General features: G+C 42.3%; 15 protein-coding genes and 1 tRNA gene. 3 read left to right on the forward strand and 13 right to left on the reverse strand.

The features are described from left to right. Positions 1-172: 172 nt before the first annotated feature. From ACXACM_RS15120 to ACXACM_RS15130, 3 genes are all read right to left on the reverse strand, one after another. Positions 173-1,441, reverse strand: a complete 1,269-nt coding sequence (locus ACXACM_RS15120) for a site-specific integrase (protein WP_474822762.1) — start codon at positions 1,439-1,441, stop codon at positions 173-175. Continuing rightward, a complete protein-coding gene (locus tag ACXACM_RS15125; RefSeq protein WP_474822763.1) occupies positions 1,441-1,653 on the reverse strand; it encodes a helix-turn-helix domain-containing protein in 213 nt (70 codons plus the stop codon). The genes ACXACM_RS15120 and ACXACM_RS15125 overlap by 1 nt, the downstream gene beginning before the upstream one ends. Before the next feature lie 148 nt (positions 1,654-1,801). Then, positions 1,802-2,131, reverse strand: coding sequence for a hypothetical protein (locus tag ACXACM_RS15130; protein ID WP_474822765.1), 330 nt, complete (start codon positions 2,129-2,131; stop codon positions 1,802-1,804). Positions 2,132-2,286: 155 nt separating this feature from the next. On the opposite strand from ACXACM_RS15130, the gene ACXACM_RS15135 reads away from it, so the two are divergent. Then, positions 2,287-2,511 carry a hypothetical protein gene (locus ACXACM_RS15135; RefSeq protein WP_474822766.1) on the forward strand — a complete coding sequence of 75 codons (225 nt, stop codon included), beginning with the start codon at positions 2,287-2,289 and terminating at the stop codon, positions 2,509-2,511. Between the two features lie 64 nt (positions 2,512-2,575). Here ACXACM_RS15135 and ACXACM_RS15140 read toward each other — a convergent pair whose 3' ends face one another. Together ACXACM_RS15140 and ACXACM_RS15145 are read right to left on the reverse strand one after the other, a co-directional pair. Next, positions 2,576-6,481 carry a lipase family protein gene (locus tag ACXACM_RS15140; protein ID WP_474822767.1) on the reverse strand — a complete coding sequence of 1,302 codons (3,906 nt, stop codon included), beginning with the start codon at positions 6,479-6,481 and terminating at the stop codon, positions 2,576-2,578. 46 nt (positions 6,482-6,527) lie between these two features. Beyond that, complete coding sequence (locus tag ACXACM_RS15145; RefSeq protein WP_474822769.1) at positions 6,528-12,488, reverse strand: DUF4011 domain-containing protein; 5,961 nt, start codon at positions 12,486-12,488, stop codon at positions 6,528-6,530. A gap of 675 nt (positions 12,489-13,163) precedes the next feature. On the opposite strand from ACXACM_RS15145, the gene ACXACM_RS15150 reads away from it, so the two are divergent. After that, positions 13,164-14,138: a MarR family transcriptional regulator gene (locus ACXACM_RS15150; RefSeq protein ID WP_474822770.1), complete on the forward strand. Its 975-nt coding sequence runs from the start codon at positions 13,164-13,166 to the stop codon at positions 14,136-14,138. Between the two features lie 1,303 nt (positions 14,139-15,441). Here ACXACM_RS15150 and ACXACM_RS15155 read toward each other — a convergent pair. From ACXACM_RS15155 to apbC, 7 genes are all read right to left on the reverse strand, one after another. Next, a complete protein-coding gene (locus ACXACM_RS15155; protein ID WP_474822771.1) occupies positions 15,442-17,271 on the reverse strand; it encodes an ATP-dependent nuclease in 1,830 nt (609 codons plus the stop codon). Between the two features lie 276 nt (positions 17,272-17,547). After that, on the reverse strand, positions 17,548-17,949 hold the full coding sequence (locus tag ACXACM_RS15160) for a hypothetical protein (protein WP_474822772.1): 402 nt from the start codon (positions 17,947-17,949) through the stop codon (positions 17,548-17,550). A gap of 219 nt (positions 17,950-18,168) precedes the next feature. After that, positions 18,169-18,245: transfer RNA gene (locus ACXACM_RS15165), tRNA-Pro, on the reverse strand. 193 nt (positions 18,246-18,438) lie between these two features. Beyond that, positions 18,439-19,806: an SLC13 family permease gene (locus ACXACM_RS15170; protein WP_474822774.1), complete on the reverse strand. Its 1,368-nt coding sequence runs from the start codon at positions 19,804-19,806 to the stop codon at positions 18,439-18,441. A 37-nt stretch (positions 19,807-19,843) separates the two neighbouring features. After that, complete coding sequence (gene dcd / locus ACXACM_RS15175) at positions 19,844-20,440, reverse strand: dCTP deaminase (protein ID WP_474822775.1); 597 nt, start codon at positions 20,438-20,440, stop codon at positions 19,844-19,846. Between the two features lie 78 nt (positions 20,441-20,518). Beyond that, positions 20,519-20,722, reverse strand: a complete 204-nt coding sequence (locus tag ACXACM_RS15180) for a hypothetical protein (RefSeq protein ID WP_474822776.1) — start codon at positions 20,720-20,722, stop codon at positions 20,519-20,521. A gap of 136 nt (positions 20,723-20,858) precedes the next feature. Then, the gene (apbC, locus tag ACXACM_RS15185; protein ID WP_474822778.1) at positions 20,859-21,947 is read right to left on the reverse strand and encodes an iron-sulfur cluster carrier protein ApbC; all 1,089 of its coding nucleotides are present in this window, start codon (positions 21,945-21,947) and stop codon (positions 20,859-20,861) included. A 107-nt stretch (positions 21,948-22,054) separates the two neighbouring features. Here apbC and metG point away from each other — a divergent pair, with 107 nt between their 5' ends. Then, positions 22,055-24,118 (forward strand): methionine--tRNA ligase, encoded by a 2,064-nt coding sequence (gene metG, locus ACXACM_RS15190; protein ID WP_474822779.1) that lies wholly within the window; start codon positions 22,055-22,057, stop codon positions 24,116-24,118. A 48-nt stretch (positions 24,119-24,166) separates the two neighbouring features. Here the strand turns inward: metG and ACXACM_RS15195 are convergent, their stop codons facing one another. Continuing rightward, complete coding sequence (locus ACXACM_RS15195; protein ID WP_474822780.1) at positions 24,167-24,928, reverse strand: methyltransferase domain-containing protein; 762 nt, start codon at positions 24,926-24,928, stop codon at positions 24,167-24,169. Positions 24,929-24,978: the final 50 nt, after the last annotated feature.

Consider the following 24,978-nt stretch of genomic DNA (forward strand, 5'->3'; position numbering starts at 1 on the left):
ATAACTTAAGATCAGCATCAAAGCTAAACCGCAATTCAAAATCTGTAAAACCCCAAAAAACAACAAATAACGCAAAAACAACAAGTTAAAGAATCTAAACTACTGTATTTTGTGGCGCTAGTTTAATGCCTTTTTGACACAAAAAAGCCGCCATATGCGGCGGCTTTTAATATTAAAGAGTAACGGTGGATGGAGGCACTCGTTTGAATTTTTCATGGCCTTCCTTGTAGTGCTGAGTCATCCCTAAATCTGAGTGTGCTGCACGATTCATCGTATTTTCCTCGTCCCTAGCCTGCTGGTCATGAAGATAAATTGCGATAGAGCGAATCTCGTGGAAGCCTGGGCGATCTCTTCTTACTTCGATATCAAGATAAAGTCCCATATCATCTCGTAATTTTGAGAACTGTTTGCTTAGGTAACGAGGAGTCAACTGCCAAGGATGTTCAAAATCACTCGAATAATTGACTTTGTGATAGCGCTTTTTACGGTGAACAATGTATGGACAGCTTGGCTCTGTACCTTTAACAAAAACCTCACCTAAATCTTGCACCGAAGCCTCAATCGTAGCCATCATTTCGTTTGTAATTGGAATCTCAACTCTTGAAGCAGCACAATGTTGGTTCTTCTCTCTGGAAATCCACATCATTCCATGCACAAGAAGTTCTTCAGGAGTACCCTGGTTTGGCTCTAGATAGGTTCCACTTTCCACACAATAGACCTTTGGACTCGAAAAATAATGACAATCTGAGTATTTCAGGTTCACAATCTCATTAACCGCGTGACAAGTTTGAAGTGAAAGCATTATTGCTGTTCTTAGAAATGGCTCAGCTTCGTCAGCCATCATCATGAGCGCATACTTAGAGATACGAATTGGCGTTTTTGATTTGGCCTTTTTTGACTTCTTTTTGAGCTTTTTGTCGTTAGCGCAATTTCGCTCCATGTAGCTCATATCTGTAAACTCAGCAAACACGGCTCTAAGAAAGAGAATTTTTCTATTACGGACGTTGAAGGACGCGCCTGAGTGATACTCATCTAAATACTCATTAATATCCTCTAAGGTAATTTCTTTGGTGTAATAATTCGCGAAGAAGTTGATAAAGCGCTCACAATCATTATTAAACGTATTTAGCGTACTTTGAGATTTTCCCTCGTTCACTTCGTCGAGGTTTTGCTTTATTTTGTGCCACACTTTATGAACTCGCACGTTGTACTTATCAGCGCGATATTTCAAGGCTTCAGCACTGTTACGATGTGTTTTATTGAACTCGATAACAGATTGCTTGATATCGGCAAGTTTAAACTCAACGGGAAAGTAAGTGTCCTTGCCAAGCACATTGCGATAAAAATAACGAGTCACACCGCGTAATGGGCGAGTGTAAAGACCCAGAGGAAGATCTGCATTTTCAAGTTTGCGTTTGCGTCCCATTTTATTTAAACCCATTAGTTAGCCCCCATAAGCATGTTGAAACACACGTCTTTAGGGGTTGTATATGCCATTGACTCACGATTATCATCGACGTGAACCATCCAGATACCACCTCGCTTGGCACCTTTCAGCTCACCAGTTTTAATCCAGTTGATGACTGTCTGAGATGAAACAGGATCATCAGCCAGGTATTCGTTGATGTACTTAGCGACACGGATTTTTTTCATACAGCACTTTGCCTTTCTTGTTGAACTGAGCAGATGCTATAAAAAAAATCTAAATTTCCGATGCGGATTTACGTGGTTTTGTGTATCCGAGCGCTATATGCATGAATAATTTGGGAAAACTCTTCGAAAAAAAATTTTTTTATATTTTTTACATCCAGTCATCATCAATAAATCCGCTATCGAAACTGACCGAAAAATCATCATCGAAAGAACTTACAGTCTCCGCTGAAGTTAAAATGTTCATTTCTGAGTCAAAAGCGTGTTTACTTTCCGACATCACTGGCGAAGCTATACTTTCTGTCTCCTCCAATGTCCCATCCCCCAGCGCATAGCCGCCGACATCAATAACACTTTTCCTCATAAGTGGTAATCCAGAGCCAGGGTTAATCATTCGTGTATCGATTTCATCTTCTATTAACTCAGGGGGGTCTGTATCAAGGTCGCAATGATCAAAGAGTTTGTGACTGAGCAGGCTCATATTCTTTCCTTTGGTAAATGAAGTATCTCAATCGAACTTAAGGAAATTCTTCTCGGTTACAACTTATTTATTGTCTCTTTAAAGAGGGAGCGCGTTCATATTTCTCCCTACTTGTACCTAATTAGCTATGAGGTCAAACAGTTAAAAGGAGACTTATGAAAAGTGAACACAAATACCTCAAAGAAGTTCTGAGTTGGATAACACATTGGTGTTTGATTATCGGAGACGTGTTATTCGCGGTCTGGCTAATTCAGCTAGTAACTCAGTTTGAAGCCGATCCGAGCTATCCATTTTTGGGAAAGAAAGGATGGGTGATTATTTTCAGTATTTATGTAGTTGGGTTAGTGAGTGAAATAATCAACAGGCGATATTTGCCATAAAATCTTACTGGAGCACCGGAACGGTGCTCCTTTCTTGACCGTTTTAAGAATCGATTTAGTCTGTCTAACCCCTCAACAGAGTCTCTTCTCCTTCTCTTTTTTTCTCGTGCTCAATATCTCTGTCAATACCTTTGACAAAGTCAATTGCCCAATCTACAACAACTTGTCTATTGTCATTCAAAAGCTCTTTAATCACTGCCTTATCATTCTCAAGATACGGTATTAATGAACCAGTCCAAGACCGACTATTGAAGTTTGCAACTAACTCATTCAAGAAATCCGTTGAATGACTAAAATTACTTATCAAGGAAACTGCGAGAGGATTGACTTTCCTTATACCTTCGTTTTCACCTTCAACTATCAGAGATATAGATCTCGCTACGAAAATCAAATTTTCAGAACGTCTCTTGCACCAGTCTATTACTAACGCATGACTAACATAGTCAAAAAGAGACTTATCGGTTCCTTTGTAAGATTTGCCACTACCGCAAATTTCGCCGAGCCTGTATGTCTGGATATTATTACCAATATCATCTAACTCTGTAATAACAGGCCAAACTTTATCTCCGTATAATTGAAAGGCATGAAGAAAAGATTTTGAAAGGTAATCCCACAAATCTGAATAATCTACTTCACTGCTAGACACTTGTGATAACAAGTACTTACATAACTTCTGCGCAAATTGAATGCCCTCTGAGTCAACTAGCTTCTTGACGGACTCATACCACTGGAATGTCCTTATGCCATTTGGCTTAATCGATTTATCAAAAGAAACAGATAAGACTAAATTCGATAAGGTGGGCACTAAAATAGAAAAATCTATATCTTTATTACCATAGAAGTACATAAAGGCATTACTCAAAGCAGCCCACTTAGCGTTTTCATTAATTTCACTCAACGCATCGCAAAAATGAGCAATTTCAGTTTCGCTTAAGTGAGCCGTTACACTTCCATAAGTTAAAGAGAATGCTGCACTTTCTCCAATCATTCCTGTTTTAATTAGGACAATTAAGTCATTTAAGTCGCTTATCGAGAATTCGCCAAGGGTCAACACATCTGGATAAAACTTTACCAAAGCACTATTTTTCGACAAAGATTTGAGAAGCTCTTTCCATTGCTTCTGTGATCTTCTTGCTAATCCCGATGCTAAACCATAAAAGAATCGAGCATCACTGTTATCATTTTCTTCTAAATAGTCTAACGCCGCTGTTATTAGCTGTTTATAGTCGGGCGATAGCAACACAAGCTCCCTGCCAAAAACTACACTCTGTTTTTGCTCTTTGTGTTCAAAAATGACATCAAATTTTCCGACAACCTCTTCGATTTTGTTTTGATATCTTGCTGCCAAATCCTTTGCATCTTCGGCAGCAGCATCTATATGGCGACCATCCTCTCCTTCTTCATAATCTCTGGAAGGGTTCAGGACTAGAAGAATTAACTGCTCCTTTAAGTCATCCAAGTCGGGGGAGAGAAGTTCATCCCAAGAACTTAAGACATTAAGTTGATATTCTGTTAGACCTTCGCTGTCATACAAATAGACATTCCTGATCGATTGACTTGCCGTGTACCAATACTTATTTGTAGCTTCTATGATGCTTTTAAATTGGATATCAAGTGTTCCCAGAAAGTCTTCGTGTCTCACCAAACTTCTCAACTCATTTCCAATAACTTCTTTAACGCTTTCGGCTAGTTCACCTCTATTTAATATAGTTACCAGAAATTCGAATATACTCTTCCAATAGTCGTAAACTTGATCCCATTTTCTCGGTACCCACTCTTGAAGTGCAGGTTTAGTTCCTTGATGTTCCGCACCAATAGCTCTCGAACCGCCATATGATGAAATTGCGGATTTGCAAGCGGCCACTATAACACTATCCGATTGAGAGTCGTTCAGCTCTAGAGCCTTTCCCAAAAACCGCAGTCGTTTCTCAAAGTTAGCTTCAGTACCCGCTAATTGCACTCTAAAAATCTGTGAAAACTGACCACGTGAATTATTACTGTAACTTTCGTTCTCATTTCTAGCCAACAAAAAGAGACACCATGCAGCCTCATCAAAGCACACATCATGAAATACTAACATTTCAAGTGCCCATACGAGATTTCGTCTTACATCTCCTTCGATTGCAAGTAAAGCATCGTTAGATAACTCATTTAACACCCTATGCAATAAGTTTGACGTTACAACAGGGTTCACCTCAACTAAAGCGCGGAAAAGTCTAGAACCCTGCTTAGATAGCAACAATTCCGCTTGGCCGAAAGGGCTTGTGCGCTCACAAAACGTTTCTACAAAATTTTGAACATTTTCAGACTTATCAAGAAACGTAATTTGTTTGCAGAAACTATCAATCATCGACTCTGGAATGTTTTGTACTAGGAATGATTGTCTGTCTAGTAAACTATCGCGCCACCACTGAATAGCAAGATTAATAGCTAGTGGCTTAGGAGTGACTCTTGCGAAACGACCTACGACATTTATTAAGTTTCGCTCAGAATATCTCGTAATAACGGTCTCAAAATCAATTAGGTTTGCGTCAGCCACTTCTAATATTAAGTTTCTATCTCGATTTACTTCTCCATTAATACCTGTCTCACACATGAAAACGTCGAATAGGGACATAACTTTGAGAAGTTCTCTTTGTTTAGCCGTTAGCTTCGAGTCTGCGTTAATGAGCTTCTCTACTAAGTCTCTTTCAGTGAATTCACTACTTAACGCGTTTGTTTCCTCATAATTACCAACTAACATGTCAGCAAGAAGTGGAAAGCCCTCAACAAAAGTTTTAAGCCTATTAATTACTCTGTCTTCTACTTTGCTCAATCTCTGTCTTAGCAACGTCTCAATCTTTTCACTAGCTAAGGGTTCTAACATTATGTGGGGAGTACCAGGGACTTTATCGTGATAAAAGTCAACTGTAATCAGTTTGCAATTTAAGGAGTCTGGAATTATTTTCGCAATTGAATCGTGAAGAGACACAGGACAATTTTCAACGACTACGAAAGCCTCAACTTCGTCATCAATTAATCTTTCAATAGCGTTGAACACTCCAACTTCATCAACTGATGCATTATAAATAATCACAGAATCTTCAGGAAAACCTAGTTTATCGATGTACTCTACGATCAATCTTGACTTTCCTAATCCAGAAAGACCTGTCAGTCGGACAAAAGGTTTGTTAGAAGACATTACTGAAACTAAGGATTCGAACGCTCTAGTTCTCTCCTCATCTTCTATGTAGGCTAAATTGTGATGCCTATCTATTTTTCGCCATTTTCTATAACGTCTTGAAGCCCCCATTTCGTATTTCGCTATTTTAGGAGGAGCTTTTAAAAACTCGAATACCAACTTAAAAACGTGTGATGAGGTGTTGTCTGGCTTTGCTATTTTAGAATGATTCACGTTTGGGATAGTAATGGAGTCTGGATAATGAGATTGCGAACTAGCTCTCGGAACAATATCATCAATACCAGCGATGAGGTTTAAAATCGAAATACTAGATTCATAACCCTGCTTTATCCATCTTAAGTTTATTTCAGACAAACTATCTGAATTACTTCTCAAAGCCCTTAAATGCTTATTCAGCGGATTAATAAACCTTCCCCCAAATGCAAGCATAGAACCGTTATGTGGGACATCTAAGAAGCAGATTTTAGTAATATTATGGTCAAGTTCTCTAAGATTTATCTGATCTAAAATCTTTTTTACTACGATACCACCGTTGCTATGCGCGATAAAAACAATCTCATCTTTGCTAAGATCATCACAAATACGACCAAGATCGGTGAGGATACCTTCTGCGATATTAAGATGGTTCGGTGCTGCTTGATAAAATCGCCTTTTTGATGGTGAAAAGTAATCAAGGCATTCTATTCGATACTCATCCCCCAAAGCATTTTCCATCAACTTTGGAAATTCACCCCATGCTTTCGTCGAATTTGATGCGTAGCCATGGACAAAGAAAACATATTTAGCCAACGTCCCTTCCTTTTGCAATTATTTCGCTATTAGAGATTGATTAGAATTATTTTGTGAGAGTTTGCTTATTTAACTCTTGGAATTTTTCAACCCATGACAAAAACGAAGCTAGCGTTGTTTCATGCCGCCTTTTCAACCTCAACTCATCACACATCACATCAACAGGAGAATCTGGATTCTTCGTCACTGCGAATTTAGCTAGACCGAGTGCCTCTTCGTATGCCAATTCATTCCATTTCCTTTCATAGCCAAAGGCATCAATGCCTCGCCATTCAATAAGGCTAACTCGGTCTTCGGGTGACAACCATAAAGTTGGCGAATAGCCCTCGTTCTCATTAATGCCCGCAAACGCCTCTACTATTTCCCGAATGTAATCTATTTGTTTTTTACTTGTTCTCGTTAAGCCATGAAGATTGGCTATTTCTAGCGCTAGCGAGTGAAGTGTTATTCCATGGCGCTCCGACAATACTTCTTTGACTAAAGATGTCAGTCGGTCTTTGTACTGAGGTTTGAAATAGTCCGCAGCATTTAAGGTCTTGCTGTGTAAAACTTCCGTTTCACCTTCTTCAGAAAAGCTCTCGTCAGCAGCCTCGCTATTTGCGCTTTGAGCGAGCACATTTGTAACTTCTGCTTCTGCTTCTGCTTCTGCTTCTGCTTCTGCTTCTGCTTCTGCTTCTGCTTCTGCTTCTGCTTCTGCTTCTGCTTCTGCTTCTGCTTCTGCTTCTGCTTCTGCTTCTGCTTCTGCTTCTGCTTCTTGCAGTGTGTCTAGCTCTCTTTCCTTTTCAAGAATTTCCTGCAATTTAGCATCAACTTTTTCTACCGCTGACTCAGGATCGACAAAGTAGTCAGTAGACCACAGTCTTACAATATTCCAACCTAAGTTTTCTAATATGATTTGTCTTACTCTGTCTCTATCTCTAGCAGCTGGTGAGCCATGATAGGTTGCGCCATCACATTCAACGCCAGCGATATATTTTCCTGGCTTGTCAGGATGCAGAACTCCCAAATCAACTCTGAACTTACTCACTCCTACTTGGGTCTGTATTTTCCAGCCTTTCACACGCAACGCTTGAGCAACCGCCTGTTCAAAGTCACTATCGAACTGATCAACGCCATGATCAGCAGAGGCTATTTCAGCCAGCGCTATTGGGCCTTTTTCTGCAAACTCTAAGAAGTGTTTTAAGTGCTCGACTGCTACAGAGTTAGTGCGACTTAAATCTATCATCGAAGAGTCAAAGCTTGAGAATACGACTACCTCGGTTGTTGCTCGCGTAATAGCAACATTTAATCGGCGTTCACCACCGCTCTTATTAAGCGGCCCGAAATTCATGCTCATCGTTTTCGCTTCAGGTTCAGTTGGCCCGTATGCAAGGCTGAGCATAATCACGTCTCTCTCATCGCCCTGAACTGACTCCAGATTTTTTACAAATACAGGATCTCTGTTTTGACTGTCCTGAAAATATTTCTCTATAGAAGGATGTTGCCGTCTCGCATCGTCCAGCAAATCTTCTATGGTTCGTTGCTGATCAGTATTCAGAGTTACCACACCTATAGACTTGTTACACTCATATTTATCTAACAGTCTGCGAACAATTTCATCAACGACGGCTTTAGCTTCGACGGTGTTATTTCTTCCTTTACCCTTCGCATAAATACCGTTGACACGGTGAAGAGATACTGCCGACTCTTTGGTTTCTGATGATGGATAGGTCACCAGCGAATTTTCATAATATTTGCTATTTGAAAAGGCTATCAATGTCTCATGTTTGCTTCGGTAATGACCCATTAAACGCTTGAGCGGTAATCTTGCTGCCAATGCTTGATCAAGAATTGACTCCATATCTTCTTCATCAGGATCATCAGAATTTCCGCCCGCAGAAAAGAAATTAGTGGGCGGCATTTGCTTAGGGTCGCCAACAATAATCACATTCTTTCCTCTGGCAATAGCACCAACTGAATCCCACGTCGTCATTTGTGAAGCTTCATCAAAGACGACCAAGTCGAAGCCTTTAAAATCAGAAGGCAAAAACTGCGCGACAGACAATGGAGACATCATTAGGCACGGACATAAATCTAGTAACGAATCACCAAGTTGATTAATCAAGGCTCTGATTGGGATGTGCCGTGTTTTCTTTTGAAGCTCTTTTGCCAGGACTCCAAACTCTTTTGGATTATCTTTTGATTCCTTAACAGGCTTGCCCTCAGATGCCAGCGCAATAACATAATCGCTGGTAATCTGAGCCACACGCTCATCGAGCTTTTTAAATGCCTCTATTGTTTGTTCATGGGTAGATGCTTTGAATTGACGAAGTTCGTTATCGGCGTCAATTAGCAATGGTGCAAGCCAATAGCAGAGAGCACTTCTAAATTGCTGCCCCAACTCCTCGTGATTAAGTGAGCCGCTCTCTAGCGCTGAACTCAAAACCTCAAGATTAACCGATACCGCTTGCGCTTTAGCTGATTGCCATTCACACCAATTTTTCAGCTTATTCGCGTTTGCGGTTATATCTCCCAAGCTCTGTGAAACAACGTTTAGCGATTCATCGCTGCGTACTAACACCCCTACTTCGCTGAGGGTGGCGTTCGTACCAAGGAAAGCATCAATGGCTTTTGAATAAGCATTAGCAGTGGCAAATACTTTTGATTCCTCTAGAAACTCCCTTCCATCCACAAACCATTTCTTAACAGGGATTAATACCTCAGTTGGATCATCAGCGAGAGTCACTAGTTCTGAAATTTTTCTCCTAACTTCACTACCCACCTCTGCTTTTTTCAAAAGAGATTCAGAGGTAGTTGTCCAGCCTTCCCAAATAGAATATTTTTCAACGTGCGCAAGCCTGCTTTCAATATCTGACTTCTGCTTCTGGCAGAGGTCAATCTTATCGATGATAGACAAGTCAGTTATTTTAGTGATGCCCAGAGAAGCTGCTTCTTTGTTGATCTTCCGCTTATTGAAAAAAGCCTTCAACCAACCCGATTCAGCTTCTTGTGCGAATTGCTTCCACTGTTGGACAGGCACTTTTGATACATTTTCACTGTTAACACCGTGGGATATTTCATCGAGCGTGTTATCGAACTCTTCTTTTAACCTTGCCAGCTCATGAATTAGCTCGACACGTTCTTTGGCCCCCATATCGACGGCAAATGCGATGTCTTGCTTAGTAGCTAGCTTTGCCAAGTAATCAACATTTTTAAGCGCAATAAGATTTGCAATAGTTTGCTCTATACTCTCTAGTGAAAACAGAGGTAGCAGTTCGGCTAAGCTCTTTTCTGTAGCCTCAAACTTTTGCTGCCAATCATCAACAGACATGAGAAGTTTCGATTGCCAAACGTTAGACCATTCAGTAGCAGTGACAAACCTAAATGCATCTATATCAAGGTCACATACATCGGAAAAAGCCAGAGCCAACTGTTCTACTAACTCTTGTGTCGCATCCAGTTCACTTTCTGACTTGATAGGTGCGCCAGCTATATCTAGGGGCCAGTCGAGTTTTATTTTTAATGAATCAAGGTTTAGCGCGATTGAGGATATTGCATCACGTGGTGAAACACCAAACTCACTTTTTCGGTGTAATGCCCTTACATAGTTATTTAATTTATCTTTCTTTTGCTTTAAGTCAGCAACAGTCGCTTCCCAAGTGCGTGGATTCAACCCTTCACGTTTTTGCCAAGCGTTGTTTAACTGGTCTAATACTGCCCTCTTGTTTGCTTTGTTACTGTGTAACTCTAAACATAGATGATCTAACCCTACCTTTTGAAGACGACGGTAAACTACGTTTAAAGCAGCCATTTTTTCAGCAACAAAAAGTACCTTTCGCCCCTTACCAATATTGTGAGCTATTATATTGGCGATAGTTTCAGATTTCCCTGTACCTGGAGGCCCTTCGAGAACGAAGTCTTGCGCTTTTGCAGAGGCATCAACTGCCACAAGCTGTGAACTGTCGCAATTGAGCGGCGTGTATATCTCAGCTGGATCTAATTTATCGTCTATCTCTTCTCTGTTTACGAAACTGCTGTCTTGAGAATAAGGCTCTCGTGGGTTATCTACCAAATGTTGAACAAACGGATTTTCTTTCAGATCATCGAGTCGATCACGCAAGTCTCGCCACATCAGGTATTTTGCAAAAGAGAACGAGCCGAGAACCAATTCTTCGACCAATTCAAAACCTGGCTGCTCCTTAACTGCTTCCCTAACCCTTTGCCAAACAAAAGGGACGTCTACTCCACTGTCATCTTCAGGCAACTCATCCTTAAACTCGCTCAGATTGATGTCGTGTTCTGATTGGAGAAACTCAATGAGCGTGAGATTGAAGATAGGATCTTCTTCCTGCAATTGTTCAACATAAACAGGTGCCCGCGCACTTCGACGAGTTAATTTTACGGGGATTAGCAATAGCGGCGCTTTATAGCTTCTCGAATCTTCTGGGTTCTCTTTCCATTTCAGAAACCCTAGCGCTAAAAATAGGGTGTTTGAACCACCTTCTTCTAGGTCGTTCTTCGCACGTCTAAACAATTCAACGGAATTTTTTTCAAGCTTTTTGGCTGGCTGGTTAGCAATTAAAACCTTACTCTGAACTTGATTGAGTGCATACTCACGATGGACATCAGAACCTGTCTGAAGCCTAAACATCTCACTGTCGCGACTGGGGTCAAAATGAGGACTCTCTTGGGCAGAAAGAAATTTGAACTTCGTACCATCTGCCAGCATGTCCTCCATTACTGCAATATTTGGACAATAAAGTTTAATGGCTACAGCTCTGTCACTAAAGTTCAAGAGGGTATTTTTCTTTGTCAGGTCTAATAGTTTTCTAGACCATGAATCAATTCTTGTCTCAGGCGTTTCTTCAACTACAACTTGCTCATCCTTTCTGACGGGAGGCAATGGTGGAATGACAGGCAAAGCAAGCTCCTCAGAACTTCCTTCTGATGTTCTTTCTTCCTTGGCTTCTTCAACTGTTGATAAAGGCTTTATAGATTGTGCCCTTGCCTGCGCAATATCGATAACCATGACAAACTCTGACTCGTTCTCTTCAGAAAGCAGTTCCCGTGCATGGTCTTTTGCCTGTTCAAATGTGACAGGAGAGTCATTAGTCACTAGTGTTGTTTCAAATAAAACCAAATCCCTATTATCAACTCGTTTTCTGATATCCTGCGGATCATCGTTTGTAAGAATTGGTAGTTTTTCATCAATTAACCAAGCACCAACAAACGCGTGCCCTTTTGTCACAGCGACAACAGGATTCAATCCCATCGCTTCAATGCAGCTGGCAAACAATAAAGAGGAATCGAGGCAGGCAACCATTCGAGAATTGCTTATGTCGGAAGCCAAACGAATCCTCTGTCCAGTTTTAGCAAAGCCTTGCGGAGGACTTACATATGCCAGCTTCTCTTTGAAAACAACTCTCCACAACGCAGCAAGCATCAAGTAAGGCTTTTCTCTTGTGTTAGATTGATAGCCATCTACAGTTCGGCCATAACCACCCTTTTCTAACGCTAATGCACATTGCCTAACTAGAGACTCAACATAAATGCCGTTTGGTTTAACAAATGCCGCCAATAACGCAGGTTGTCTTTCCTCCCCACCCCAAAAATTTGCTGGCAAAATTTCCAGTTTAGGATGTTGCTCTGCGAGTACATTTTGCTCGTCATCAAGAAGGGAAAATGAAAGAACGTGTGTGATCTGTTCAGTTATGCCAAAAAGCTTTTCGAAAGGAAAGCGAAGTTCTTTCAACTTGATATTAATCGATTGCCCTGGCTCAAGCCTATCAATATGCCAAACCTCTTCACCGAGCCACCCCTCTATTGCAGTCAGTTTTACTGTCAACGAGCTTAAATGCAGTAACGGTTTTTCGTCGTGTTTTGGATAGCTTACGCGGACAGATTTTAAAATAGGATAAGAATTTTGCTGAGCAGCCAATGAAAAAGTGGAGATAATATCAATCGATAAATCTATATGCCCGACACAAGGCTCTTCGACAACATTTCTCTCAATATTTTCGTCTTTCATCTTCGGGTTCCCTCCACATTGTAATTCTCCCCTTCTGCCAGAGGGGTTAATTGTATGTTTTACTTCTTTATTATACTTAAGTCCAATAGCAATTAGAATTAGGGCATTCAAGCGACTAGTGAAAAAATAGCATCTTGCTTCGAAGAAGCACTAAAAACAAACTCTAGCAGAGTTTGAATAACAGCTTGAGCAACGCTCAATAACGATTGCGCAGTGAGTGCTGTGTGAAACACAGGTGCTCACGTAGCAGGAGTCAGCATCGCAGATTTAGTCAAATTCCATTTTGCTTAAGCAAAATTGCTGGACATTACGGAGTAATTACAAGCAACTCAAACACCAACGGTGTGAACTCTACGAGGGGGCATTCAAAGCAACGCTTTCCCAGAGTAATGTCGGGTGGAATATGGCTAAATCAGCGGTAGCTGACTCCTAGTAAAACTTCTGTCGCCGCCACAACGTGGCAAGTGGCAGAGCAGCGACGAGTCGCGTCAGCTCTGCTTTGCAGAAGGTTTACTACAACGAAGTTGTTTGTATTTTATGACTAGAAAATACATTAGCTAAGCAGCCTGCTTAGCTAAGCGAAGCTCGGGCATAATGCATAGCATTGTGCCCCACCCTGCCGATTTTTCATCGCATGTATCTATTTACTTTCGACGTAAAAACACAGGAGAAAATATGAACTACGTTGAAAGAGCAATTGAAAAATCACTGACGCATATCATTATATCGGGAGCTTCAGATCCAGGCACTTTGGGTATGCAAAGAGAAAATGCCGTTCTGGCAATTCTCGGGGCTTTTCGAGTTTCCAGTAAGAGCGTATTACAGCGTCACTTGGGACTTAGTCGAGAGGCAGTGAACAAACTCGTAAATCGCATGAAGAAAAAGCAGCTGATTACTTTGCACAGTTCTTTTGCGAACACTGATAAGGGATTTATCTTACTCACATCACACGGTATCAGAGAAGCTGAGTTTCTGTTGAATAGAGAGTTGCACCTTCGTTCTGATTCGAGCAGAGTCAATGAGCGAAACCTGATACATGACCTTTCAGTTCAAATAGTAATTTTGGATTTAACGAAGCGTCAAAAGATCACTGGATTCGCATCAGAGAAAGACCTCGCGATACTGCTGGAAAATCGAGGCAACGACCCACGTTTGGTTGATGGATTAGTAGTAGATGCTGACACAGGATGTACTGTTGCTATTGAGATGGAGACATCTAATGCAAAGAATAAGGGTAACGGCAGGCTCAGAGAGGGCATCCTCACAAAATATCTACAAGAGCTTGAAGACACTAATGGCTTATATGAGTTCGTTTACATGTACAGCCACAGACAGCGCTTTTTGACTCAGATCGAAAAGGCCCATTCGAAGTTGTTTTCAGCTAATCGCTCACAGTTCTCTCGTGAGCAACAAACTTTACTGGCGAGCCGCATTAAGTTTAAACCTCAAGAGTGTAATGTTATTTACGAACTCATGTTCAATAGTAAACGTCAGTTAGGCGACGACAAGTTAGAGTTAGTTCGGAAAGATTCATATCTACAACAGTTAGAAGAACTCGAAAAACTAGCTCACACCACTGAAGACAGAGTTATTCAAATCCGTCGTGACGGATTTATAGAAGCAGGGAAACTAATGGGTTTGATTGAATAAAAAGCACTCTGTTTGACCTCTAGGGAGCCTAATGGCTCCCTTTTTTATGGCTTTTAGTAGCTTCAAGGGGCATTGAATATCGTGCTGATAGACAAAGCACCTTTAACGCACATACCTCTATGTACGTCGAGTCAGCAAGGAAAGCGCAGCCGAGGTTTACCGTACTTTCAATAGTGTGCCGCCCAGTTTCATGAATCCTAAGCAGTAAATGGAAAAGGATAGGCTAACTCAACTACAACTACATAGGCTTTAATCAGGAAATTTTTCAGCATAATTTACGTGACATTGAAAACTTTAGCTAGAGTACAATTCTTTTTGTTGAGAGGGAATGTGATCGCGACATAGTTTCAACTCAACCATTAAACGGTACGCCTAAGACCAAATCACACATCGGAGTAATAATATGACGTAGAAAATGTTTATAATTACTGGCGTTGGCCCTTGCCAAAATTAACGGGCTAGACCTTGCAGAGGAGTCTTTAATCCACTGTACATAGATAAAGTTTTAGCTTTATCCAACCAGGCGTACCGTCCTTTTTACAAAGCTTCTGTTAGTCTCAAAACCATCGATTCACATCGAGGCTTTGTAGTGCCTGCTGGAAACTAATTAAAGGTAAAATATCTCTCCTCACCATCAGACCTAGACTGAACGGTCTGGCTTTCCTTCAAACAGAATTCTCAGAAATTTTTTGGGAAAAATGAAACTTCCTCAGACCTGCGACAAACTTTCCCTTCCTAGAGCTTAGTTAGTTACAGGACTAACAAGGAGGAAAATAAATGAGAATATACTATGAAAGCCTTTTCAACGCTTGCTTGAAAATGAGCGCTAAGTGGGTGTCGCTGAGTAATAAAATAATTGCTATTGCGACAATTAATACGCTCTGGAACATTGCATTTTTGCTGCTGGATTATCCAGAATTCATTGTATACCAACCCCTTTCGAATAGACTGTACCTAATTGCTTTCGGGTGTATTGTGGTCGGTCTAGCTCTAGCGTTAATTGCGTTTTTGGCTATGCGAAAGTTGGAAAGCGAATAATATTGAGCACCCGCGAGGGTGCTTTTTCTCACTATAGTAAAGGGTTCTTTTGCAAATTTAGATTATATTTACATTACATAATTTTCCTAAAATCTGTACTAAAGAAACAGCAAGGAACACTTAATTAAAGCCTAAATTTACATCAATAAAATTGCATTCCTAGATTGAAAAAATATCAATGCATAACACTCTCTAACGTAAAAGTGAATGTAATTTACTTAATGTAAGCTACTTTCTCTTCATTGCTTTGAGCGACTGATTTTTCTTAAGTACATGGCAACCTCAGTTTACTGACAATTAGCTCGATAACAGGTTCGAAAGCCGCTACTACACCTTTTTCAAGCAACTCATCATCAGTCATTCTCTCAATATATTGGCTTACACTCCTCTTACCTTGATACGTAAACTCATAATCAACGATAAATTTCTGATAATCCGTTAAGTCAGCTTTATATTCATTTGGGTTTAATCCACTATTAAAAAGCTCATTACGCTTTTTAGCGGTAAACTTTTTCTCTTCGTCAGTAATTTCTTCGATCCAGGATTTTTCCAAAGCATATTGCCAAATACACTCTGGGTATAAGTGCTCTAATTCCACTTTCCAGACATAGCCTTTGTCTTTAAGTTGCTTCGGCGCATCATGTGGAGGATAGGTCGCTGAATAAACGGTTGCTTGCTGATTCCCAATAGACTCTGTGAATTGCTTTTTTGCTTCCTTACCAGCGTCATCATCATCCAATAAGAGAAAACCCACAACTTTCTTTTTTTCGTGCTTTTGAAGCAGGAAAAAAGCTTTTGCTCTGTCACTCGCAGCATTTGCACTGTTGTGAGCGTTGTCGGGAGTATCAATAAAAACTTCTTCGTTTCGGTTAAAGTATTGCAGCACTCGACTGATTACAGCTTTATCACTTATGCCTTCGAGGAAAATCCTAGGCTTGGTATTATCAGCTAATTGAGACGACAAAGTTTCTAAATTATCGTTATATTCTTTTTCTCGTTCCTGCCATATTTTTCGGCGCTCTTCAATTAACGGAGTTACGAGGTTAAGAAAACCCGTATTACCATGAAGATCCTGCTCACTACATGACTTTATAGTAGTGTCATGTCCCTGTTTGTCGACGTAATAGCTGATACCCTTCAAGCCAGAGGGTAGTGAATCACTGAAGGATAACGAGTATATTGCAGGCGAGTGCGTTGTCACGAATATTTGCGTATGTTTCTTGGCTGCCTCAATTAATTGCTTATTCAGCTCGAAACATGTGGAGAACTCGACGTTGTTTTCAGGCTCTTCAAAGCCCCAAATCTGGGGGCGAATAGTTGTTCTCGCGCCAATGCTTTGTTGTTTAAGAGCAATAAACGAGAGCATCATTGGAATATGCCTGATTTTAATCCCATCTCCCCTACGAGATAAAGGTATATTGTCAGCGTTAAACTCTAAAGCGCCAAAAATGTTTCTTAGATTTTGAGGAAGCTTAACCTCGTTATTACTAGAATCAAAAGTAGCGTCTATTTCTCCCATTAATTCGCTAATATGTTCGTTGATTTCTTGCTCAAAACTCTGCGCTGAAGAGTGCAGCCCTTGTTCTGAAGCAGCAGCCAATACATCGTAAAGTTGACCTTGAAGATCGCGAAAGAAGCTTGCATCCTTAATAGCGGGAATATAGGTGTAGTTAATACTTTTCAGTAGATTTGGTATTTTACTTCGTTGAGGAAAGTTTGCTTTATTTACAATTCTACCCTTTTTGATTTCACAATGCTGCTGCACTTCATCATGGAAACCATCTGCGCGCCATGTTCTGCTCCAGTACACCGTGTCGGGTTTATCTGATTTTCGATAACTAGGAGGAAGTTTGAGAACCAGTTCAATTTTGATCTCTTTGGCCTTTCGTTGCTGGACGATGGCATTTATGTTGAAGTCAGATTGAAAATTGTAATCGTTATCTGCATCAGTTTTACCATTGAAAAACAAGTTTAAAGCTCTAAGCAGGTTTGATTTGCCCGCATCATTTTTACCGACAAGAGTAGTAATCTCTTCAGTCGCGATTGTTTCTTTACGTATTGAGCGAAAGTTTGTAATAGTAACCTGTCTTATCATCACACATACCAGTATAATTCTTTTCGTGAACATTGTAATGCATCTATATGATTAGTCTATGATTTTTATAACAAGATCTGTACTAAGGGAGTCAGTGAGTTGCTGGATTGAAGAGAGCGCAGTAATACCAATTTTTTAAATAACCGCCAACGTTGAGCTAAGCTTCATCTAGGGCACAAATTTGTTTAAAGGACGCTACTTACTTTGTTCTTTTAAAAGTTCGTAGCCACTATGTGCACTAAGACTTAATAGCAAAAAAAGGCTGCAAAGCAGCCCTTAAATTGATTCAACCTGCTCAGTCCACTCATCAATCGCTTCGGCTGAAAAATAACGATGTTTCGTTACACCAAAGACATTCTCAAACTCTATATCATCAACTCCATCTGAATTAATAAAACCAACGATTTGAAGCTCGAATAGTAAGAACAATAAGCATCGTTCAGATGGCTCGAAATATTTCTTCCTGAACTCATCTGGAAGCTGATTTGCGAGACCGTCTGAGATAACAAAACCATTCGTAACAAATTGTTCGTTCTTATGTTCGTAAACATAATCCAGGGTTTCTGGATTGAAATACCAACATAAACGAAATTTGTCAGGCCAGCCTGTTCTCGTCGCTCTTTTGAACTGATGAATGAACGTGATTTGCAGGTCACGCGTGTTGCTCTTCTTTGTCATAGTTATGTCCTGATTGGTAAACCTCAGGATTAACTAGTTTCGTAAGAGGAGAATTTCGACAATTGAAGCCGCAGCTTTGGACTAGAAAAACGCAATGCTTTAGCTCAGGAAAGCTCAAACAATAACTACTGTATAATGTGACAATTGTGGGACAGTTTTGGGACGCTTATTTTACGAGCAATCAATGATTAGGGTAAGTCATTGAAAAGTAGGAGAAATTGGTCGGTGTGAGAGGATTTGAACCTCCGACCCCTGACACCCCATGACAGTGCGCTACCAAGCTGCGCCACACACCGACCGAAAGAGCCGACAAGTCTACTTATTTTCAGGCACTTTGCAATACAAAAAGACAAATAATCGCGTGAACGATTATTTGGTAAACAATAAATGGAAATCACGGCCTGATGAACGCGCAATGACCCGAGCTCAGCGGGCTTCCTGCCTGCTTGTTGATGAATATTTGTGCGCTCTATGTGTACTAAGAATGCGTCAGGAAAGGGTGAAATAACACACCAGCGTAACTACACACGCCACGATAACGTTAAGCACTACCCCTTCCCTTGCCATGGTTTTAATATCAAACTTGCCCGTTGCATAAGCAATGGCGTTAGGTGCGGTTGCTACAGGCAGCATAAACGCACAACTGGCACTGATGGCCGCAGGTATCATAAGTAAAGCCGGATTCACGCCTACCGCCATACCAGCAGCGGCCAGTATTGGCATGAGCAATGTGGCGGTTGCTGTGTTGGAAGTAATTTCAGTTAAGAAAGTTACAAACAAGCATATGGAGAACACCAGGAGTAAGGTCGGCAGAGTAGATAAGCCCGTCATCCACTCTCCCATCAACACGCTTAATCCAGACGCGGTGAATGCTTTGGCTATACAAATGCCACCGGCAAATAGAAGTAACATACCCCAGGGAATATCGTTTGCAGTTTCCCAATCCAGTAGTTTATCGCCAGGGGCTTTACCACTGTGTACCATAAACATGGCAGCTACACCGGCAACGGCAATAGTGCTGTCACTGACTGTGGTTAACCCAAGCCACTGGGTCCAGAATGGCCGGAAGATCCACGCCATAGCAACGGTACCGAATATCATTAATACGCGCTTTTCAGCTTTACTCCACTCCCCTGGTACTGGCAATTTGATATCGCCAATATCGCCTAAACCACGGCCTAGCCATAAGGCCATCGCAGGAATAGCCAGTAACACAATGGGCACGCCGGTTTTCATCCACTCGATGAAATTGTACTCAGCACCTTGGGTTTCTAAATAAACACTCATGAAAATAATATTGGGAGGCGTACCAATGGGCGTTCCCACGCCACCTAAACTGGCTGAATAGGCAATGCCTAAAATGAGTGCTATGCCGAAACGGGTATTTTGTGTGGCGTTGATAATGGCCATTGCCATTGGCAACATCATCAGTACAGTAGCCGTATTGCTTATCCACATGCTCAAAATAGCTGTGGTTAGCATAAACCCTAACACCATTTTCATGCCGCTTCCGGTACCGGTTAAATGCAGCATGTACATGGCAAAGCGTTTGTGCAAATCGGCTTTTTCCAACCCTTTAGACAACATAAACGCCGCCATTAATAAGATGATGACATGGCTACCCAGCGCCGATGCAGCCTCTGAATGGCTAAGTACACCGGTAAGAGGAAAAAGGGCGAAAGGCAATAAAGAGGTGGCGGGAATTGGCAGTGCTTCAGTCACCCAAAGAATAGCGACAAAAAGAGTGATTGAAGCGGTAAAGATAATATCGTTGGGCTGTTGCAGCACATTTAGCCCAACGCCACAGGCCACGGCAGATAGCGCAGCAATGAACAGTGTACGACTACTTCTTATCATTGCCTGACTCCGCTTATCTGCTGGCTAAGTTTGCCGCTTAACTGTTGTTATTGTCGTCTGATGTAATACGGCTGGCCACCGCACCGGCCTGCCCTTTGTACTTGGCATCTACTCTGGCGTTGTAAGGTTTCTCCGCAGCTTGTGAAAGCACTTCAAAACTCAATGCACCTATTTTCATCTGCGGGCGCAATGCCAAGGGTAACTTCCCGCTATTGTAAAATTCAAGCACGATATTGCCAGACCAACCCGGGTCAATTCTGTGTGCGGTAACGTGCACCATTAGCCCTAAACGCGCCAGTGATGAACGACCGTCTAACCAGCCTACAATATTATCGGGCAAGGTAACAGACTCATGGGTAATAGCCAGCGCCAGTTCACCGGGATGCAGGAAGAAGGCTTTTCCCTCGGGCAGTTCGATTTCGTCACTCATCACCGAGTTCAACGCTTCCTGCACTTCTGCTTTAGGGCCGCTTAAATCGATATAGGGAGCCTGATGATCTTCAAAAACACGAAATTTATTGCCGAGGCGAATATCCACCGTCACGCCACTTATTTGCTCGTAAGCCGGTGAAGGGTCGATGATGATTTTGCCTTTTTGAATATAATCGTAGATGTCACGATCGCATAAACGCATGAAATAAACCTACAAGGATAAGAACGGTGGCTATTATGCGTTGTTGCCAATAACCACACAACCTCAACGCAACTATTTCTAGTTGTCAGTTATTTTTTCCAGATGTTGCTCAATGCGTACCAACTTATCTAATATGATGTGGAGTAATACGCTGAAAAGCGCAAAGCTTCCCATTGCCAAATAGGTCAACAACATCAATTTGTCGCCACTGCTGTTGAAAACAAATGCAAGGGCAAAAATAAAAAGAACAAATACAATTTTAAATGCCAGAAGCCATTTCATGGGCAGCCTCCCTTTGAGCAAGGATACTCACTACAATAATTTGCACTAAGTATCCCGCATTTCCATGTTACGGATGGGCGAAGTGTCTGAAATAGTGATACACGATGAACAAAATGACTACTGTACTTGCGCAGCGCTATAACTGGGTTAAACCTATTGTTTCACCTCTAATGTAGCTTTCAGTATCCCGTTTTGGCAGCGTTAATGCCATTTGCATCGACATGGCCCGTGCCGCTTCCCGATAGATGACAGACAGCGGGCTATCTGGCTTGTCTGCAACAATAGGCTTGCCCAAATCAGCGTGTTCTCGAATTTGAACATCAAGGGGTAACGCCGCCATCAACGGAAGCCCGTAACGATCAGCCAATGCTTTGCCGCCATCCTGTGCGAACAAATGATCTTTGTGACCACAGGCTGAGCACTGATAGTAGCTCATGTTTTCAATGAGACCCACAACCGGCACGTCGACCTTGCCAAACATAGTAATGCCTTTTTTCGCATCAGCGACAGCCAAATCCTGCGGTGTTGTAACAACTACCGCAGCACTTAACGGTACCTGTTGCGCCATGGTGAGTTGAATGTCACCTGTGCCTGGCGGCATATCAACAATGAGATAGTCGAGCACAGGCCACAGGGTTTCGTTTAAAATTTGCGTTAATGCCTTGCTCGCCATGGGACCACGCCATACTGCGGCATCCTCTTCTGGCACCAGATAACCAATAGAATTGGCGGGCATTCCCCAACCCTCAATGGGCTTCATGTGTTTGTTGTCGTCACTTTCCGGCTGAGCATCGGTGTTACCTAACATAATAGGTATCGAAGGCCCGTAAATATCTGCATCTAAAATGCCCACAGATGCACCTTCCTGCATAAGTGCAAAAGCCAGATTCAAAGCGGTTGTCGATTTGCCGACCCCGCCTTTTCCAGAGGCTACAGCAACTACGTTGCGAATGTTTGTCACCGGCGCCGCTTTGGTTTCTACTCCTTCGATGCGTTGAGAAAGAGCGAGGTCCACTACATTATGCCCCGCTTTGGCAAAGCCTTGAGCAAGTACCGTTTTGATAGCTGCGTATTGCGTCTGAGCACAAAACGGTAAGGTCACCGATACACCACCAGCCACCTCACTACACCACGGTTGGGTTTGCTGTGTGGTTAAGGCATAATATTCAGCCAAAGATTCTGCAGCGATTGACGCCAGATTGTCACCCTTGCGGGAAAAGAACATAATTCACCCTTATAAACTGCTAAAGCCCATTTACGTAATGCAAAAGCGGCGGGATTCCGCTAGTATTTGCAGCCATTTTCTAACGCTTGAGAACAGAACTTACTACTATGTCTGAAAACACGTCGACTTCTGTTGCACCAGCGAATGCCAAACGTCGCATTCTGGTAACCAGTGCCCTGCCGTACGCTAACGGCTCTATTCACCTCGGACATCTGCTTGAACACATTCAAACCGATATCTGGACGCGGTTTCAACGTCTGCGCGGCCATGAATGTTACAGTGTCTGCGCCGACGATGCACACGGTACGCCAGTGATGCTAAAAGCGCAGGAACTGGGCATAACGCCGGAAGAAATGGTAGCCCGAACCCGCGCAGAGCACCATCAGGATTTGCAGGATTTCTTCGTTGAGTACGACAACTATTATGTGACTCACTCGCCGGAAAACAAGGCGCTGTGTGAAACCATTTACAACCGTCTGGACGAAGCCGGCTACATTAGTAAGCGCACCATTAACCAGCTTTACGATCCGCAAAAAGAAATGTTTTTGCCCGATCGTTTTGTGAAAGGTACCTGCCCAAGCTGTGGTGCAGAAGATCAAAACGGTGACAGCTGTGACGTGTGTGGCGCTACCTACAGCCCCACTGAAGTGAAAAACCCCCGAAGTGTGGTGTCTGGTGCAACACCAGTATTAAAAGAGTCAGAGCACTTCTTTTTCGATCTGCCACAGTTTGAAGGCATGTTAAAAGAATGGATCCGCTCAGGTGCGCTGCAAGAAGAAATGGCGAATAAACTTCAGGAGTGGTTCGAAGAAGGCCTGCAACAGTGGGACATCAGCCGCGATGCACCCTACTTTGGTTTTGAAATTCCAGGTGCCCCGAATAAGTTTTTCTATGTGTGGGTAGATGCACCTGTAGGATACATGGCAAGCTTCAAAAACTTCTGTGACCAAAACGACGTCAATTTCGATGATTTCTGGAACAAAGGCACAGATACAGAGCTGTATCATTTCATCGGAAAAGACATCACCTATTTCCACTGTTTATTCTGGCCAGCAATGTTGGAAGGCGCGGGTTATCGCAAACCCACGGGTGTAAATATTCACGGTTTTGTGACGGTAAACGGAGCAAAAATGTCTAAATCTCGGGGAACCTTTATTAAAGGCCGTACTTACTTAGACCACCTAAACCCAGAGTACCTGCGCTATTACTTTGCCTCTAAACTGGGCGATGGCGTCACCGATATCGATTTGAACTTCACTGATTTTGCTCAGAAGGTGAATTCTGATCTGGTAGGTAAAGTAGTGAACATTGCCAGCCGATGCGCTAGCTTTATCACTAAGCGTTTCGACGGAAAGCTGTCTGATACTGTGTTGGATGAAGCGTTAATGGCGCAGTTCCACCAAGCCGCCGACAGCATCGCGGCCCATTATGAAAATCGCAAATACCACCAGGCAATTCGTGAAATCATGGCGCTGGCTGACAAAGCAAACCAGTTTATCGATGCCAATGCCCCCTGGGTAACGATTAAAGATGAAGCCAAACAACAGTTTACCCATGATGTTTGTTCACTGGGCATAAACATGTTCCGTATTTTGGTTGCCTATTTGAAACCCGTGCTACCGGTACTGGCAGACAAAGCCGAAGCTTTCTTAAACGACTCACTCACTTGGGAAAGCACGCAACATGTCCTCACAGGCCATGAAATAAATAAGTTCAAGGCCATGATGCAACGTATAGAAATGGATAAAATTGACGCTATGGTTGAAGACTCTAAAGAAAGCCTGGCAGCAGCAAATACGCCAAAACTCGACCCTGAAAGCCCATTGGCAAAAGACCCTATTAGCGAAGAAATTACCTTCGATGATTTTGCTAAGGTAGATTTCCGCATCGCACGTATTGCCAATGCTGAACATGTGGAAAAAGCCGATAAACTGCTAAGACTGGAGTTAGATTTAGGCGGCGAAACCCGACAGGTATTTGCTGGTATAAAATCAGCTTATGCCCCTGAAGATCTCATTGGCAAGCATACCGTGATGGTGGCCAACCTGGCACCACGCAAAATGCGCTTCGGAATGTCAGAAGGCATGGTACTGGCAGCAGGGCCTGGTGGCAAAGATCTGTACATCCTTGAACCACACGAGGGTGCGAAGCCAGGTATGCGGGTGAAGTAATCTCATTCACGCCGCTTTATATTTGCTAAAGCCGGTAAGGTTCGCGCCTTACCGGCTTTTTTGATGTAACGACGTGTTCCGATTTACCCGCATGCTGGCCCCCACTGCAGAAAAATTGGGCTTCAATTTCCATCGGGACTTTATTGTTGTCATAGGTACTACCCGTTTTCGGGCCACAATGACATAAACAGAACTACACCATGGAAAATAACGACTGAGTTTACTTTGCCATGATATGGGAACAGGAATTTTACGGCGCAAGAATAACATTGAAAAAAGGATATGACGGGTTTCAACCACTTCAAACCCCAGTAGTTGTAACCAGTCTTTCACCCGAGCAGAAGAGAAAAAGCGGGCATCGTGAAGTAGATTCCCTCGTTTTAGCGGTAAATACTTTCCTATTCCCGTTAAGCTGTACGGATTAAAGCCACTGATTATAACGTATCCGTCTTGTGTAATGCAGCGATCCACCTCTCTAAGTACCTGGTGAGGGTCTTGGCAAAAATCCAATTCATTGGCCAGTAAAAAACCATCAATGCTGTTTGCTTCATAGGGTAGCGCTGTAGGTAAACTCACAACATGCGTGTTTTGTGTAACAGTTGGCGTTTGATGAATTTGATGAGTAACACTGCATTTAGACAGGGTTATTTGCGAGCTTAAGTTACCCAGTTTCACCAGGTGATAACCGAATATTCGCTGGCTTAAACTGTTACTTTCTATTTGTACGGCACGTTGTATGGCAACGCCTGCGGGCAGTTGTGACCAGCGCTCCGGATATCGGGGAGGTTTACTGTGGTAGGCAAGTTTCATTAACGTCCGTCGATGTCCTGAGGTTGCAGTGCGGCTGGCAAGTTTCTATA

It is taken from the genome of Alteromonas sp. AWQ4_252, from assembly GCF_056158205.1.